Origin of the sequence: Pyxidicoccus fallax (genome assembly GCF_012933655.1) — a bacterium.
Taxonomy (GTDB): domain Bacteria; phylum Myxococcota; class Myxococcia; order Myxococcales; family Myxococcaceae; genus Myxococcus; species Myxococcus fallax.
Genome location: NZ_JABBJJ010000280.1, coordinates 1 through 16,467 on the forward strand (window position 1 = coordinate 1; position 16,467 = coordinate 16,467).

The following is a 16,467-nucleotide window of genomic DNA, read 5'->3' on the forward strand; positions in this document are numbered from 1 at the left end:
GCGCGGGGGCCGCGGGGGCGGGCGTCGGTGCCTGCCTGCGCGCCCGGGGCTTGGGAGCGGGCTCCGCGGGGGCCGGGGATTCCGGAGTGGGCGTGGGAGCCGGAGCTTCGGGCGCGGGTGTGGGCGCCGGTGCGGCGGCCTCTGGAGCGGTGGTGTCAGGGGCCTGGGCGAAGGACGTGGGCGCGAGTGAGACGAGCAGGGCCAGGGACCAGCGGCGCATGAAACCTCCGAGAGCGTCGGAGCGTAGCAGAGGACGCTGGATGGGGCCCGGGCTCCTTGCGAGCGGCCGGCCCCGCATACATTCCGTGCATACGGGGGCGGAGGTTGGTATGGGGGCCTCCCGATGCCCAAGCGTACCGATATCCGCAAGGTTCTGGTGATTGGCTCGGGCCCGATTGTCATCGGGCAGGCCGTCGAGTTCGACTACTCCGGCACTCAGGCCATCAAGGCCCTCCGGGACGAAGGCGTGGAGGTGGTGCTGCTCAACAGCAACCCCGCCACGGTGATGACCGACCCGGAGTTTGCCCACCGCACATACATTGAACCCATCACCGTGGATGCCGCGGAGCGCATCCTCGCCGCCGAGCGTCCCGATTCGCTGCTGCCGACGATGGGCGGGCAGACGGCGCTCAACCTCGCCAAGGCGCTCGCCGAGCAGGGCATCCTCGAGAAGTACGGCGTGCGCTTGATTGGCGCCTCGCTGGAGGCCATCAACAAGGCCGAGGACCGGCAGCTCTTCAAGGCGGCCATGCAGAAGATTGGCGTGGCGCTGCCCAAGAGCGGCTACGCCACGACGCTGGACCAGGCCATGTCGCTGGTGGAGGAGATTGGCTTCCCCGCCATCATCCGCCCCTCCTTCACGCTGGGCGGCACCGGCGGCGGCATCGCCTACAACCGCGACGAGTTCGAGACCATCTGCCGCTCCGGCCTCAAGGCCAGCCCCACCTCCACCATCCTCGTGGAGGAGAGCGTGCTGGGCTGGAAGGAGTACGAGCTGGAGGTGGTGCGCGACTCGGCGGACAACGTCATCATCGTCTGCTCCATCGAGAACCTGGACCCCATGGGCGTGCACACCGGTGACTCCATCACCGTGGCGCCCGCGCAGACGCTGACGGACCGCGAGTACCAGCGGATGCGGCAGGCGTCGCTGGCCATCATCCGGGAGATTGGCGTCGACACGGGTGGCTCCAACATCCAGTTCGGCATCCACCCGCGCGACGGCCGCATGGTCGTCATCGAGATGAACCCGCGCGTGTCGCGCTCCAGCGCGCTGGCGTCGAAGGCGACGGGCTACCCCATCGCCAAGGTCGCCGCGAAGCTGGCGCTGGGCTACACGCTGGACGAGCTGCGCAACGACATCACCCGCGACACGCCGGCCTCCTTCGAGCCGACGCTGGACTACGTGGTGGTGAAGATTCCGCGCTTCAACTTCGAGAAGTTCCCCCACGCGGACCGCACCCTGACGACGAGCATGCGCTCGGTGGGCGAGGTGATGGCCATTGGCCGCACCTTCCCCGAGGCCTTCATGAAGGCGATGCGCTCCATGGAGCTGGGCCGCGTGGGCCTGGAGTCGCCCGAGCTGCCCACGGAGAAGGAGGAGCGCGAGAAGGTGCTGCGCGAGGCGCTGCGGATTCCGCGCCCGGAGCGGCCCTGGTTCGTGGCCCAGGCCTTCCGCGAGGGCATGACGGTGGAGCAGGTGCACGCGCTGTCCGCCATCGACCCGTGGTTCCTGCGCTACATCGAGATGCTGGTGCGCGAGGCGCAGTCCATCTCCGACTACGGCCGGCTGGACCAGCTGCCGGACGAGGTGCTGCGGCAGGCGAAGTCGCACGGCTTCTCCGACAAGTACCTGGGCAAGCTGCTGGGCTACCCGGAGGAGGAGGTGCGGGCGCACCGGCACGCGCGCAACATCCGGCCCGTCTTCAAGCGGGTGGACACGTGCGCCGCGGAGTTCGAGGCGTACACGCCGTACCTGTACTCCACCTACGAGGAGGAGGACGAGGCGCCGCCGACGGACCGCCAGAAGGTGCTCATCCTGGGCAGTGGCCCCATCCGCATCGGCCAGGGCATCGAGTTCGACTACGCGTGCGTGCACGCGGCCTTCGCGCTGCGCGAGGCCGGGTACGAGACGGTGATGGTCAACTGCAACCCGGAGACGGTGTCCACGGACTACGACACGTCCGACCGCCTCTACTTCGAGCCGCTGACGATTGAGGACGTGCTCGAGGTGTCGCAGCGCGAGAAGCCGGTGGGCGCGATTGTGCAGTTCGGCGGGCAGACGCCGCTGCGGCTGTCGGTGCCGCTGGAGAAGGCGGGCCTGCCGATTCTGGGCACGTCGCCGGACGCCATCGACCGGGCGGAGGACCGCGAGCGCTTCTCCAAGCTCATCGAGAAGCTGGGGCTGACGCAGCCGGAGAACGGGGTGGCGCGCAGCCATGCCGAGGCCTTCAAGGTGGCCGAGCGCATCGGCTACCCGGTGATGGTGCGGCCCTCGTACGTGCTGGGCGGCCGGGCGATGGAGACGGTGTACGACCAGGCGAGCCTGGAGCGGTACATGCGCGAGGCGGTGAGCGCGTCGCCGGAGCACCCGGTGCTCATCGACCGCTTCCTGAAGGACGCCATCGAGGTGGACCTGGACCTGGTGGCGGACCGCACGGGCGCGGTGATGATTGGTGGCGTGCTGGAGCACATCCAGGAGGCGGGTGTGCACTCGGGTGACGCGGCGGCGACGCTGCCGCCGCACTCGCTGTCGCCGGACCTGGTGGAGCGGATGAAGGACCAGGCCATCGCCCTGGCGCGCGAGCTGGGCGTGGTGGGGCTGATGAACGTGCAGTTCGCCATCCAGGGGAAGACCATCTACATCCTGGAGGTGAACCCGCGCGCGAGCCGCACGGTGCCGTTCATCTCGAAGGCCACGGGCGTGGCGATGGCGAAGATCGCCGCGCTGTGCATGGTGGGCAAGACGCTGAAGGAGCTGGGCGCCACGCAGGAGCCGGAGTTCAAGCACGTGGCGGTGAAGGAGAGCGTGTTCCCCTTCGCGCGCTTCGCGGGCGTGGACGTCATCCTCGGGCCGGAGATGAAGTCGACGGGCGAGGTGATGGGCCTGGCGAACGACTACGCGTCGGCCTTCGCGAAGAGCCAGCTGGCCGCCGGGGTGAAGCTGCCGAAGAGCGGCAAGGTGTTCATCTCGGTGAAGGACGAGGACAAGCCGGCGGTGGTGGACCTGGCGCGGCGGCTGCGCTCCATGGGCTACACGATGATTGCCACCGCGGGTACCCACAAGTACCTGGCGACGAAGGGCATCGAGGCGCAGATGGTGCAGAAGGTGAAGGAGGGCCGGCCGAACATCGTCGACAAGATTGTCGACGGGGAGATCGTGCTGGTCATCAACACCACCTTCGGCAAGCAGGAGATCGCCGACAGCTTCTCCATCCGGCGCGAGTCGCTGATGCACTCGGTGCCGTACTACACGACGGTGCAGGCGGCGCGCATGGCGGTGGGCGCGCTGGAGGCGCTCAAGCGCACCGAGCTGTCCGTGAAGCCGCTCCAGGACCACCTGGGCATCACCGGCGGCAAGGTGACGGGCGCTACTTCGTCGGGCAACCGGTAGCGGTGACGGGCTCTTGAAGTGACGCGGCCCCGCTCCTTCTCGGGAGTGGGGCCGCGGTGTTTCAGGGGGAAGTCAGCGTCAGGCTTCAGGCGGCGACGAAGTTCTTCCAGTTGCGCATGTAGTTGACGAAGGCGGGCGAGAGGCCCTCGCCGAGGAGCGTCTCGGGGGCGACCGGGGCGCGATGGATGTCGGCGGCGCGCTGGATGCGCAGGGGCCAGTCGTGGTTGGCGATGGCGGCGCGGCCGAGGGCGACGGCATCAGCGCCGAGGGCGAGCTGGGCCTCGGCGTCCTCGCGAGTCCAGATGGCGCCCGCGACGACGATGCGCACGGAGGAGGGGACGGCGGCGCGGAAGAGGGCGGTCGCGTGCTCCTGGGGCCGCTTGGTGGTGTTGAGCGAGGAGCGCCAGAGGGACAGGTGGAGGACTTCCATTCCGTCCTCGGCGAGCCACTTCGCGACCTGAATGGTCTCGTCGAGGTCGAGGCCCTTGGCCTGACCGAAGTCCTCGGGGGACAGGCGGACAGCGAGGACGAGGGACGGAGCGGCGCGGCGGACGGCGCGGACCGTCTCACGGATGAGGCGGGCGCGGTTCTCAAGAGAGCCGCCCCAGCGGTCCTCGCGGCGATTGTAGACGGTGCTGAGGAACTGGGAGAGCAGGTAGCCGTGGGCGCCGTGGAGCTCGACGGAGTCGAAGCCGGCCTGGGCGCAGCGGCGGGCGGCGTTGGCGAAGGCGTCGATGGCGCCGAGGATGTCGGCCTCGGAGCCGGCGCGGCACTGGGCGTCACCGTCGTGCGCGCTGGCGCTCCAGCGCTCCAGGCCGGAGACGGCGGGGTCGGCGCGGAGGCCGCCGTGGAAGAGCTGGGCGGAGACGAGGGCGCCGCCCTGGTGCAGGCGGGCGGCGAGGCGGGTGAGGCCAGGGAGCATGGCGTCGTCATGGACGCCCAGCTCACCGGGCCAGGCCTTGCCGTCCTGGGCGACGTGGGCGGCGCAGGTCTCGACGAGGCCGAAGCCACCGTCGGCGCGCTTGGCGAGGAAGTGGAGCTCGTCGTCGGACAGGGTGCCGTCGGCGTGGCTCTGCATGTTCGTCAGCGGCGCGAGCCAGATGCGGTTGCGAGCGGTGAGGTTCTTCCGGAGCTCGAGGGGGGTGAAGAGGCCGGTCATGTCATCGTTCCTTGGCACAGGAGCTGCCTTGGGGGGCAAGGTGGTAGCTCGGATGCCTCAGCGGGGACAGGGTTGCGCACGTCGGCGGAGGCGGTGGCAGGGTCCGCTGCCTGGCGGGCAACGGGCCCACCACGTAAGGTTCGCGACTACAGTGCGGCCCACTCCCATAAGAGATTGATACAGGGTGGAGGAGCGCACGTGATTCGCCGGACTCGGCGCCCACTCGGGATGGATGAACGGGCGAGGGCGCTGCGGGGGCTGCCTCTTCTGGATGGAGAGTTCCGTCGGCGCGCGAAGGCGGAGGTGGAGGCGGGGCAGGTCGAGGTGCTCGAATTCGAGGTCGCGCACGCGTGGAATGTCATTTCCTGCGAAGGGCCTCCGTGCTGTCCGAACTGGTGGCTCCTGAGCGCCGGAGGGAACGAGTTCGTTCATCTTGCGCACGCTCACATGCCACGCATCGAACGGTCCGAATGCGACGTGTTTGCTGTCCCTGCGTCGCTGAACGAGGCGCTCGGCCTCACCAACGGCACGGGGGCCGGAGCCTGAGCTCCAGCCCCCGCACGTTGAACTCAGCCCGCTCACCTCACAGGTTCGTGATGTAGCTCATCGTGAAGAGCGAATCCGCGGGCCCTCCCGTGGCGTCCCGGCATTGGACATTCACATCGGTGCCACCGGAGCTGTTCGAGAACCAGCTGGAGACGTTGCAGTACGTGTTGGTGTACCCATACGCCGTCACCATTGCGCTCGTCCTGTTGTACGCGGCGATGCCGGGGATGTGCATGGTGTACGAGCCCGTCCCCGAGCGCGAGGCCGTCAACGTGCTCCCCAACGAGTGCCACTGGTACCAGGAGCTCGGCGTGCTGGTCGGCGACGTGGCGTCGGAGAGCCACGCGTACGCGCCCCGCTGCCCGCTGTTCGCCACGTGCCGGTCCGTGTAGCGCAGCGTCCAGTACGTGTCCGCAGGATTCCCCGCCGCGTCGAAGCACCGCACGTAGACGATGTTCGTGCCCCAGCTCGCCACCTTGCAGTGGTGCGAACCATAGCCATACGCCGTCACCTGCACGTTGCCACCGATGGTGGTGAAGCCCGGCAGGTTCGCCTGGTAGGCGCCAACCCCGGTGCGCGTCACCGTGTTCGTGCCGCCTCGCGAGTTGTACGAGTAGTAGCGAGAAGGAGTGTAGCTCGCGGTCGAAGGCTGGTTCGCCCACAGGTACGCGCCCTGCTGTGGGTTGCCCGCGCCAGCCCGGTAGTACTGCGCGACGAAGTACGAGTCCGCCGCCGCTCCCGCCGCCGTGTAGCAGGCGATGTACACGTGCAGCGCCGTCCCGGACGGTCCCCACGACGACACCTTACACCGGTTGGCTGTGCCGCCATACGCCGTCACCTGCACGTTGCCGTTGGACTGACCCAGGCCCGGCATCTCGACGCGGTACGAGCCGACCGCCGTGCGGGTGATGGTGTTGGTCCCTCCGGTGGAGTTGTGCGAGTAGTAGCTGCTCGGCGTGTACGCCGCCGTCGAGGGCTGGTCCGCCCAGACGAAGCCGTATGCGGCCGGAATGATGCTCCGGATCCACGGCAGGGCGACATCCACCCGCGAGCCCGTCGCGTTGCCCGTGTTGACGCCACAGCCAGCCGGCGAGTTCGTGTGCGCGGCAACCACCTGCACCACGCCACCCACTTGCGTGAACACCGGCCCGCCGCTGTCTCCGCCGCACATCTCCTCGGTGTTGACGTTGGTGTAGAACAGGTCGAGCGCATTCGAGCCGGTGACCCGGAACTGCCCCTGCTGGAGGTTGTCCGGCACGGTGCCCGAGTTGTTGACGAGCCCCCAGCCCGCCGGTGTGACGGCGGCGTTCACGGCCGGAATCGTGTTGGCGAGCTGCACGATGGGCGCGCTCGACGGAGATGCGAGCCGCAGCAGCGCCAGGTCATTGGTGTTGTTCAGGAAGACCTGGGCCCCCTGAATCACCTGTCCCCGGCTGGTGTCGCTGATGCGCGTGCGGTCCAGTGACGCCCAGATTTCGTTCGCCGAAAACTCCGAGGCCGAGATGACGCCGTCGAGGTTGGAGTCGAAGCAGTGCTGCGCCGTGAGCACCCAGCCCGGGGCGATGTGCGACCCGCTGCACCGCACGTTCCCAGTCGAAGGGGTCGCCCCCGTATGCAGGGAGACGGCCCACGGGTACGTGCCGTTGGGCACGGCGGTTCCCCGGGCAATCTCCGACTGCTGCTCTCCCAGCTCGACGGACTCGGCCTCTTCCCCCTCGGGCACACCGCACCCGACGACGCTGCCCACGAGCAGCGCCAGAGCACTCCACTTCAATGGCTTCATGGCTTCCCCCTGACTGCGTGACAGGACTTCCGACAGACGCGAGCGACGAGGTGCCAGCGCGAGCCGGCCTCATCGCACCGCGAGGGCGCATCCCCCCGGATGCATGGTCGTGCAAACCGCGCTTGTGATCGGGCCGCGTCACTCGAGGCCTCAAACGGCACGGGGGCCGGAACCCGAGTTCCAGCCCCCGCGCGTTGAACCCAGACTGCTCAGCTCACAGGTTCGTGATGTAGCTCATCGTGAAGAGCGAATCCGCGAGCGCCCCCGTGGCGTTCCGGCACAGGACATTCACATCGGTGCCGCCGGCGCTGCCCGAGTACCAGCTGGAGACCTCGCAGGCCGTGTTGGTGTACCCATAGGCCGTCACCATCGCGCTCGTCTTGTCATACGACTCGATGATGGGGATGTGGATGGTGTACGAGCCCGTACCCCAGCGAGACGCCGTCAGCGGGGTCCCCAGCGCGTTCCACTGGTACCAACTGTTCGGCGTGCTGGTGGCCGACGTGGAGTCGGAGAGCCACGCGTACGCGCCCCGTTGCCCGTTGGTCGCCACGTGGTGGTCCGTGTAGCGCAGCGTCCAGTACGTGTCCGCCGGGTTCCCCGCCGTGTCGAAGCACCGCACGTCAACGACGTTCGTGCCCCAGCTGGCCACCTTGCAGTGCTGTGAACCGTAGCTATACGCCGTCACTTGCACGTTGCCACCAATGAGGGTGAAGCCCGGCAGGTTCGCCTGGTAGGCGCCGACTCCGATGCGCGTCACCGTGTTCGTGCCGCCCCGCGAGTTGTACGAGTAGTAACGAGACGGCGTGTAGCTCGCGGCGAACGGTTGGTCCGCCCACAGGTATGCGCCCTGTTCGGGGTTGCCCGCTCCGGCCCGGTAGTACTGCGCCACGAAGTACGAATCCACCGCCGCTCCCGCCAGCGTGAAGCAGGAGATGTACACGTTCAGCGTCGTTCCAATCGGTCCCCACGACGAGACCTTGCACCGGTTGCCCGCGCCGCCATACGCCGTCACCTGCACGTTGCCGTTGTTCTGGCCCAGGCCCGGCATCTCGACCCGGTAGCTGCCGGCCGCCGTGCGGGTGATGGTATTGGTTCCTCCCGTCGAGTTGTGCGAATAGTAGCTGCTCGGAGTGTACGTCGCGGTCGAGGACGGCTGGTCCGCCCAGACGAAGCCATACGCGGCCGGAATGATGCTCCGGATCCATGGCAGGGCGACGTCCACCCGCGAGCCCGTGGCGTTACCCGTGCTCACGCCGCAGCCACCCGGCGAGTTCGTGTGCGCGGCGACCACCTGCACCACGCCACCCACTTGCGTGAACACCGGCCCGCCGCTGTCTCCGCCGCACATCTCCTCGGTGTTGACGTTGGTGTAGAACAGGTCGAGCGCATTCGAGCCGGTGACCCGGAACTGCCCCTGCTGGAGGTTGTCCGGCACGGTGCCCGAGTTGTTGACGAGCCCCCAGCCCGCCGGTGTGACGGCGGCGTTCACGGCCGGAATCGTGTTGGCGAGCTGCACGATGGGCGCGCTCGACGGAGATGCGAGCCGCAGCAGCGCCAGGTCATTGGTGTTGTTCAGGAAGACCTGGGCCCCCTGAATCACCTGTCCCCGGCTGGTGTCGCTGATGCGCGTGCGGTCCAGTGACGCCCAGATTTCGTTCGCCGAAAACTCCGAGGCCGAGATGACGCCGTCGAGGTTGGAGTCGAAGCAGTGCTGCGCCGTGAGCACCCAGCCCGGGGCGATGTGCGACCCGCTGCACTGCAGGTTCGCGGTCGATGGGGTCGCCCCCGTATGCAGGGAGACGGCCCACGGATACGTGCCGTTGGGCACGGCGGTTCCCCGGGCAATCTCCGACTGCTGCTCTCCCAGCTCAACGGACTCGGGCTCTTCCCCTTCGGGCACACCGCACCCGATGACGCTGCCCGCGAGCAGCGCCAGAGCACTCCACTTGAATGACTTCATGGTTTTCCCCCTGACTGCGTGAAAGGACTTCCGACAGACGCGAGCGACGAGGTGCTCACGCGGGCCGGCCTCATTGCACCGCGAGTACCAAGGCCTTCCCGGAGCGGCTCCCGAGGGGCGCGGTCCTCACCGCGCCGTCACGAGTAGACCTTCAGGCAACACCGTCGCATCCGGCTGTTGCTTGGGGGGACACAGCCACGGCGCATCCACCCGGATGCGGGGCCGTGCAGACCACGCTTGTGGTGGACTGCCGCTCCACGGAGGATGTCGGGCCATGGCTGACACGAAGCGCCGGTATGCGGGCTGGGTCGCTCTGGGTGTGCTGTTGCTGGGATTGGCGCTGTGGTTCCTCGCGAGGAGGTCCGATGCGCCACCCGCGATGGCCACCGGGAAGTCCGCCACCTCTCCGGCGCCCACGAACCCCGCGTCCGGCACGGCCGCCACGCCCGAGTCCGCGCGTCCGGCTCCCTCCAGCGAGGCCCGAAGCCCGGTGCTCCAGCTCCCCTCGGCGCGGCGCACGGAGGCTCCCGCGGGCGCTCCGGGTGCCTTCTCCGGCCGCGTGGTGTCCGCGACCAGCGGCCAGGGCGTGCCGGGCGCGGAATTGACGTTCGCCGGGCCCTCGGGTGCCGCCAGCACGCGCACGGACGAGGCCGGGGTCTTCCGCTTCCTGCCGGACCAGGACGGACTCTGGCAGGTGGCCAGCATCCGCGCGGAGGGCTTCCTTCCCTTCGGCCCGGACTGGGGCCAGAGCCCCGTCCGCCTCACCGCGCGGCCCGGCAGTGGCGTGGACGGACTGCTCCTCGCCCTCACGCCCGAGGAGTCCTGGACCGTGCGCGTGGAGGACGCGGCCGGCAAGCCGCTCGCGGGCGCGCAGGTGCGGCTGCTCACCGGACGCTCCGGTGAGACGGTACTCTTCCCCACGGAGGACCAGTTCACGACGGGCGCGGAGGGAGAGGTCCAGCTCCGCGCGCCCGAGGACTCCACGGTGGAGGCCCGCCACGCCGGCCATGCACCCGCGCGAGGAGCGCTCACCTCGCGAGTCCCCAGCCGCCGTCTGGTGTTGCGCCTGAAAGGGGAAGCGGCGGGCGGCACCGAGGTGCTCGCGGGCCGCGTGGTGGATGACTCGGGGACGGCCGTCGCCGGAGCCGGAGTCCGTGCGGTACCGCCCCGGAACATGCGCCTCCCAGGCGCCGAGGGCACTGGTACGCCCGTGGCGGAGACGTTGACGGACGCGGATGGCCGCTTCGTCCTGGAGCGGCTGTCACCCGGCCGCTACGACGTGTTCGCGGGCATCCTGGGCCGCGTGAGCACCACCGCTCCGGGCGTGGAGGCCGGGCGGCGTGACCTCGTGCTGACGCTCGCGCGAGGCGCACGCCTCACCGGCCGCGTGCGCGATGCGCAGGGTGCACCTGTCGCTTCCTTTCGCCTGGAGATGCAGCAGCACAAGGGCCCGCTGGAGCGCGAGTACGGCGCGACGCTGACAGTGGTGGACCCGGAGGGCCGCTTCACCGTGGAGGGCCTCGCTCCCGGCACCTACACCTTGCGCGTGGGGGCACACGGGCTCGCGCCCTCGGCCATGCAGGTGAGCGTGGCCCCCGACGCGAAGGAGGTGGGACCCGTGGAGGTGACGCTGGCGCCCGGGGCCCGGCTGGAAGGGCAGGTGGTGAAGGCCGGAGGCGGTGGGCCCATCTCCGGAGCCCGGGTGCAGGTGGAGGGCGGCCTGTATGGCGCGTCGCTCGCCACGGTGTTCGATGCCATGACGGACGCATCCGGCCGCTTCGTCTTGGAGGGACTGGCCCCGGGAACGCTGAGCCTGTCCGTCAGCGCGCGGGGACATGACACGCGCATCGTGGACCGCGTCGCGGTGGGCCCGGGAGCGCCGCCGCCGCCGCCCATCGGGCTGAACCCCGTGAAGGAGGGTGAGGCCGAGCGCGTGGAGATGGTGGGCATTGGCACGGTGCTGGGGCCTCGGGACGATGTGCTCATGCTGGGCACCATCATCCCGGGCGGGGGCGCTCACGAAGCGGGCCTCCAGGCCGGTGACGCCATCGTGAGCATCGACGGCACCCTCGTGGTGGAGATGGGCTTTCCCACCGCCGTGCAGCGCATCCGGGGCCCCGAGGGCAGCCGGATTCAGTTGGGAATCCGGCGCGCCGGCCGCTCGGAGGTCGAGACCGTCTGGGTCGTCCGTCGGAAAATCCAGGTCTGATGCGTCAGTGCGTGTTCGGATGACCCACCCAAGGACGAACCCATGAGCGCTCACATCCTGGACGTCGAAGGCCTCCGCATCGTCGAACTGCCGGCGGAGGGGCCGTTGCTTCGCGAGGCCGCGGACCTCCTCGGTCTGGCCTGGGAGCATCAGGCCTCCATGGTCGCCGTGCCCGCCGCGCGGCTGGGAGACGACTTCTTCACGCTCTCCACGGGTATTGCCGGCGAGCTCGTGCAGAAGTGCGTCAACTACCGCGTCCGCCTCACCATCCTGGGAGACATCTCGGGTCATGTGGCGAACAGCCGGGCGCTGAAGGGCTTCGTCTACGAATCCAACCTCGGGAACCACCTCTGGTTCCTGGAGGACCGCGAGGCCCTCGTGGCACGGCTGACGCGCCGTTCGCCGTCGTCTGGCGCGGCGCCGACCCAGGGCTGAGTGCCGCGCGGCGACATCTCCGACGGAGCGTGCCTGGACGCCTGGAACCCTGGCGGGTATGTCCGCCACCCGGTCCTTTGCGAGCCTGACGGTGGAGGTTACCGTCGGGCCTCCTTCACCCCCCGCGTCCACAGCTCCGCCCTGGAGAGCCCGCATGACGTCCCGAGCCGCCCCCGACTTCGACCTTGCCTCCGTGGACGTGGAGGGCTTCCACCGCGAGCTGAAGGCCCTGCGCGCGGAGGTGGATGCGTCGATTGGCGAGGCGGACCTGGCACACCTGCGCAAGATTGAACGCTGGGGCAGGGCGGCCACGGTGCTCGGCGTGGCGACGTGCTGGCTGGCGCCGAACCCCTTCAGCGCCGCCGCGCTCAGCCTGGGCCGCTCCACGCGGTGGCTCCTCATGCACCACGTGGGGCACCGCGGCTATGACCGCGTGCCGGGCGTGCCCGCGTCGCGCACCGGCAAGGGCTTCGCGAAGGGTGGCCGCCGCTACCTCGACTGGCTCGACTGGATGCTCCCGGAGGCGTGGGTCTTCGAGCACAACGTGCTCCACCACTCGCACACCGGCGAGGACGCGGACCCGGACCTCCTGGAGCGCAACGCGGAAGGGACGCTGCGCAACCCGAGCCGGCCGCTGGCGTTCCGCTACGTGCAGCTCGCGCTGCTCGCGCTCACCTGGCGCGCCAGCTACTACGCGCCCGAGACGCTGAGCTCGCTGCGCCGCAAGGGCCGGCGGCAGGGGGGCTCCCTCACGAGCGCGGAGACGAAGGAGCTGCTGCTCCACTGCTACCTGCCGTACGCCGCCATCTGGTTCGGCCTCTTCCCGTCGCTCTTCCTCGTGCTGGGGACATGGGCCGCCTTCAGCGCGCTGTGCAACTCGGTGATGGCGGACGTGCTCACCAGCCTGCACACGTTCCTCGTCGTGGGCCCCAACCACACCGGCGAGGACCTGTACCGCTTCGACACGGCGCCCGAGGGCCGTGGCGCGCGCTACGTGCAGCAGGTGATTGGCAGCGCCAACTACCGGACCGGCGGGGACCTCAACGACTTCGCCCACCTGTGGCTGAACTACCAGATTGAGCACCACATCTGGCCGGACCTGCCCATGCTCAAGTACCGCGAGGTGCAACCCAAGGTGCGCGCCCTCTGCGAGAAGTACGGCATTCCGTACGTGCAGGAGAGCGTCTGGACGCGCGCCCGGAAGATGGTGGACGTGGTGGTGGGCAAGAGCTCCATGCGGAGGCTCGCGCCTCGGAAGGCCGAAGCGGAGGGCCTCGCGCCCGCGGGGACTCCGGCGCCCGCGGCCTGAGGCCCCGGCCTCACGGTCCGGTCCAGGTGCAGGCCCGGAGGGCCTCGGGCTCCTCGAGCCTCTCGCCCGCGGCGGTGCGCAGCCGCTTCAGCTCATCGCCCATGGGTGGCCTCCCACCACACACGGTGCCGCACGAGGCGAGCGCCTTCTCCAGCCCCATGCACCACGTCTCCAGTGGGGCCTGCCGTGGGTCGATGGAGCGGCCGATGAGCTGGAGGGTTCGCTTGCCGGGTGGTGGCGGACCGAGGCGCGCCGCCTCGGCTTCGACGCAGCGGTGGAAGACGCGCACCTCCGTGAGGCAGGCCCGAGCCGCGTCCGCGGGAATGCTCGCGCCTTCCCATTCCGCCAGGCCCGCGCCGGCGGCGGCGCGCACCCGGGAGTCCGGGGCCCGGAGCGCGGGCGCCAGCCATGTCAGCTTCTCTTCCGGCACCAGGAGCAGGGAGGAGACATGGCGCACGCGCTCCACCGGGGGCTGTCCCCGGAGCGCCTCGCTGACGACGACGCGGAGGGCATCGTCGCTCAGGGTTCCCCTCCACGTGCCCTTTTGCTTGAGCAGGTAGTCGAGCACCGCGTCGCGGCCTCCCAACCGGTTCACCTGGCCCGGCGCGAGCAGCCGCCTGACGACGGCCGCGTTCCCGTGAATGGCGTCGAGCAGCCTCGGCTCGCGCTCCACGACCCAGTCCACCAGCGCCACGGCGCGCTCGGGGACGTCGAGTCCCAGGTCGGCCGTCAGCATGTGCAGATACTCGGGCGGTAGCGGCTCCAGCGCCTCCATCAGCTCCCGGGGTGGCAGCTTCTCCGTGTGTCGCCGGAGGACCTGCACCACGACGTGGCAGCGCTGGTGGTTTCGAGCGACTTCGCGCAGGCGCGCGCCCGTCACCTGGAGCAGGTCGACGTCCGAGAGCTTCTCGCAGGGGGAGGACTCGGCCCAGGCGCGGAACGTTCCGGCGCTGACGGTGCCCTGGCCCTGGAGCTCGTTCAGGAGGGCCAGCGGGGCGGCCAGGGACGGGTGCTGGCCCCGAGCCAGGTCGACCAACGCGAGCACCACGGGCTCTCGCGGGAGCTTCTCCAGCGCGGGGAGCCCCGGCCAGCGTCCCACCAGCAGCTCTTCGAGCGCCGCCGCGTGCGGGTACGACAGGCCCACCACGGCCTCGAGGAGCCGCTTTCGCTCGGGCGGTGGCTGTGCCTGGAGCAGCCTCGCCACCTGGGAGGCGTGGGTCTTCAGGAGGGCCTCACGTCCGGGCATCCCGACGCGCTTCGCGAACTCCAGCAGCTTCAGGCAGTGCGGCCCCGGGCAGACCGCATCAAAGCGCTGGAGCAGGCGGGGCAGGGCGGCTCGCAGGCCCTCGTCATGGCAGCGCGGCGCGAGGACCGCTTCCAGCAGCCGCCCCTCTCGCTCCAGGGACTCCGCGGCCTGGAGACGCTGCTCGGGCGGGGCCTTCACGCCGCAGAGCTGGAGCGCGCTGGACGGGGGCTCCAGGGGCACCAGCTCGCGCGCGGTGGGATGGGCCTCGTACTCCCGCTTCGCCACGCCCACCCCCGCCTTTGCCAGCGCCGCCAGCTCCGCGAGCGCCGTCGCGCAGGGATGGGACGGGGCGTAGGGACCGCCGATGCAGTCGTGCTCCGCCACGGCGTCGTGGTAGCGCCAGAGCGGGTCGGCCTGCTTCCGCCATTCCTCACAGTCGGGGACCGGGACGGGAGCCCCGGTGCCGCCACGGGTGATGGTGCCCTTCGAATCCACCACGAAGTGGAGCCCCTCCGCGCCAGCGCCTGCACCGCGGGCCTCCGCTTTCAGCGCATCCGGGCCCTGTCCCGCTTCGAGGACCTTGAAGACGAACCGGCAGCCGCCCACGGACTCCGGGCCCGACGTGGACGGGCGCGAGCCGTCCGTACAGGGCAGTGGGAGGAAGCCCACCTGCTGGGGCATCCCGAAGCGGTCCCTCTCCTGGAAGTGCGCCATCTCCGCCGTGAACAGTCCGCGCAATCCGCAGACCGCCTCGTGCGAGGGAGGGGGCGCGGACGCCGCCGTCACGAGGAGCAACATCCACCCTGCAATCACCACCGTGCTTTCCTTCTGGCCCCTGCGACTTCCGTCATGCCCGCCGGTGGCGCGCGGGCGCCACGGGCCGGTCCAGCGCCGTCTCGGAGGTCGAGCCCTCGTGACGGACCGCCTGAACGTCGACGACACGCGCGCCATCGGGCGGCACCGGTGGCCCGAGTGTCACTACCAGCACCCGGTAGGCTTCCTCCAGGCGCTTGTGCAGCTTGGAGAAGACTTGTTGCGCGGTGCCGGGCATGTCCTCGGTGTACGTGAAGTACCAGCGAAGCTCGTCGAGGCGCTCGTAGAAGTGGTCCACCACCGCCTGCTCCTGTTCGGGGAGGTGGATGAGGTGGTCGAAGGCGCCATTCGCGTAGCGCGAGGCGATGGCGCCCAGCAGCGGCTCGCGGCTGCGCAGGCGCGAGAAGAGGGCGAACATCTCGTCACGGCGAGCGTCCAGCCGGCGCATGATGCCGGCCGCGTCCATCGCGAGCAGGTTGCGGACGCGCGCGGCCAGGTCCTCGGCCTTCTTGCGACGAGCCATGGCGGGAGAGCCTACCTCCGGTGCGCGGACGGGGCCAGATGGGCTCGCTTCAATAGACGCGCAAGAGGCGCGGCTGGCATTCGAAGCGGGGGTTGCGGAAGTCGATGACCTCGAGCTCGCCGGTGGTCTCCTCGAACCTTCCCGCGAGCAGTCCGGCGGCGAACGCGGCGGCCAGATACGCGGCGTCGTCGGTCTTCAGGTCCTTGAGCTTGCGGAGGTAGATGACGCGGCCCTCGACGGACCACAGCGTATGGATGCCGTCGGGGCGCACGCCGCGGGCCTGGTCGGGAGGGGGCGGCAGCTTCGCCAGCGCGGACGGGACGGCGTTCATCACGTACGTGTCGTACTGCGGGTTGCCACTGCGCGAGACGAGCTTCGCCTCGCGCAGCGAACCGTCGGCGCCCTGGCGCAGTTCGAGGGTGACGACGAGCTTGTTTCCTCCTCCGCCCGCCAGCTTCTGCATCTCTCCCACGGCCTGGACGCGCCCGCGCAGGTATTCCATCCACTTGTCTCCGTGCTGCCGCTGCAGGGCCTGGAGTTGCTCGGCGGGAGTGGGGGCCCTGGGCGCGGGCCCGCTGCCGGGATTGCCCGTCGCTCCGAACTGCTCGGCCTGCGCGGCCCAGGAAGTCTTGGAATTTCCCAGGAGGCTGGTGCCGGAGAACACGGGCGCATCTTCAAGGGCCTTTTCGAGCGCCTTGCGCAGCGTGCTGAAGTACGGGTCGATCTGCCCGTTGGCCACACGCAGGTGGGCCTGCTCGTCATCGATGAAGCCCTGTACGCGCCCGCCGACGCGGGCCCGCTCCTGCTCCGCGAGCACCCCGGGCGAGAGGCTGGGGTCTCCGGGGCGGAGGGTGTGGCCGCTCTGGAGCTT

11 protein-coding genes and 1 pseudogene are annotated in these 16,467 nt (G+C 69.9%); 5 read left to right on the forward strand and 7 right to left on the reverse strand.

The window, feature by feature from the left end; translation table 11 throughout:
• Positions 1–220, reverse strand: a pseudogene (locus HG543_RS54735) (hypothetical protein); the annotation flags it as partial.
• Between the two features lie 123 nt (positions 221–343).
• Here HG543_RS54735 and carB point away from each other — a divergent pair.
• Positions 344–3,610 carry a carbamoyl-phosphate synthase large subunit gene (carB, locus tag HG543_RS39625; protein WP_169350115.1) on the forward strand — a complete coding sequence of 1,089 codons (3,267 nt, stop codon included), beginning with the start codon at positions 344–346 and terminating at the stop codon, positions 3,608–3,610.
• A gap of 85 nt (positions 3,611–3,695) precedes the next feature.
• Here the strand turns inward: carB and HG543_RS39630 are convergent, their stop codons facing one another.
• Positions 3,696–4,769, reverse strand: coding sequence for an NADH:flavin oxidoreductase (locus HG543_RS39630; protein WP_169350116.1), 1,074 nt, complete (start codon positions 4,767–4,769; stop codon positions 3,696–3,698).
• A gap of 198 nt (positions 4,770–4,967) precedes the next feature.
• Between HG543_RS39630 and HG543_RS39635 the strand changes: the two genes are divergently transcribed.
• Complete coding sequence (locus tag HG543_RS39635; RefSeq protein WP_169350117.1) at positions 4,968–5,315, forward strand: hypothetical protein; 348 nt, start codon at positions 4,968–4,970, stop codon at positions 5,313–5,315.
• A 37-nt stretch (positions 5,316–5,352) separates the two neighbouring features.
• Here the strand turns inward: HG543_RS39635 and HG543_RS39640 are convergent, their stop codons facing one another.
• Together HG543_RS39640 and HG543_RS39645 are read right to left on the reverse strand one after the other, a co-directional pair.
• Entirely contained in the window at positions 5,353–7,098 is a 1,746-nt protein-coding gene (locus HG543_RS39640) for a S1 family peptidase (protein WP_169350118.1), read from the reverse strand.
• A gap of 214 nt (positions 7,099–7,312) precedes the next feature.
• Positions 7,313–9,061, reverse strand: coding sequence for a S1 family peptidase (locus HG543_RS39645; protein WP_169350119.1), 1,749 nt, complete (start codon positions 9,059–9,061; stop codon positions 7,313–7,315).
• Between the two features lie 274 nt (positions 9,062–9,335).
• Here HG543_RS39645 and HG543_RS39650 point away from each other — a divergent pair, with 274 nt between their 5' ends.
• The 3 genes from HG543_RS39650 (at position 9,336) to HG543_RS39660 (ending at position 13,014) form a co-directional block, all read left to right on the forward strand.
• Positions 9,336–11,270 carry a carboxypeptidase regulatory-like domain-containing protein gene (locus HG543_RS39650; RefSeq protein WP_169350120.1) on the forward strand — a complete coding sequence of 645 codons (1,935 nt, stop codon included), beginning with the start codon at positions 9,336–9,338 and terminating at the stop codon, positions 11,268–11,270.
• Between the two features lie 42 nt (positions 11,271–11,312).
• Entirely contained in the window at positions 11,313–11,705 is a 393-nt protein-coding gene (locus HG543_RS39655; protein ID WP_169350121.1) for a DUF4180 domain-containing protein, read from the forward strand.
• 154 nt (positions 11,706–11,859) lie between these two features.
• Positions 11,860–13,014, forward strand: coding sequence for a fatty acid desaturase family protein (locus HG543_RS39660; RefSeq protein ID WP_169350122.1), 1,155 nt, complete (start codon positions 11,860–11,862; stop codon positions 13,012–13,014).
• 10 nt (positions 13,015–13,024) lie between these two features.
• Here the strand turns inward: HG543_RS39660 and HG543_RS39665 are convergent, their stop codons facing one another.
• From HG543_RS39665 to HG543_RS39675, 3 genes are all read right to left on the reverse strand, one after another.
• Positions 13,025–15,073: a hypothetical protein gene (locus HG543_RS39665; RefSeq protein WP_169350123.1), complete on the reverse strand. Its 2,049-nt coding sequence runs from the start codon at positions 15,071–15,073 to the stop codon at positions 13,025–13,027.
• Between the two features lie 34 nt (positions 15,074–15,107).
• Entirely contained in the window at positions 15,108–15,596 is a 489-nt protein-coding gene (locus tag HG543_RS39670; RefSeq protein WP_169350124.1) for a hypothetical protein, read from the reverse strand.
• A 49-nt stretch (positions 15,597–15,645) separates the two neighbouring features.
• Positions 15,646–16,467 (reverse strand): TonB C-terminal domain-containing protein (locus HG543_RS39675; RefSeq protein ID WP_211194467.1); only part of this gene is annotated, 822 nt, incomplete at its 5' end.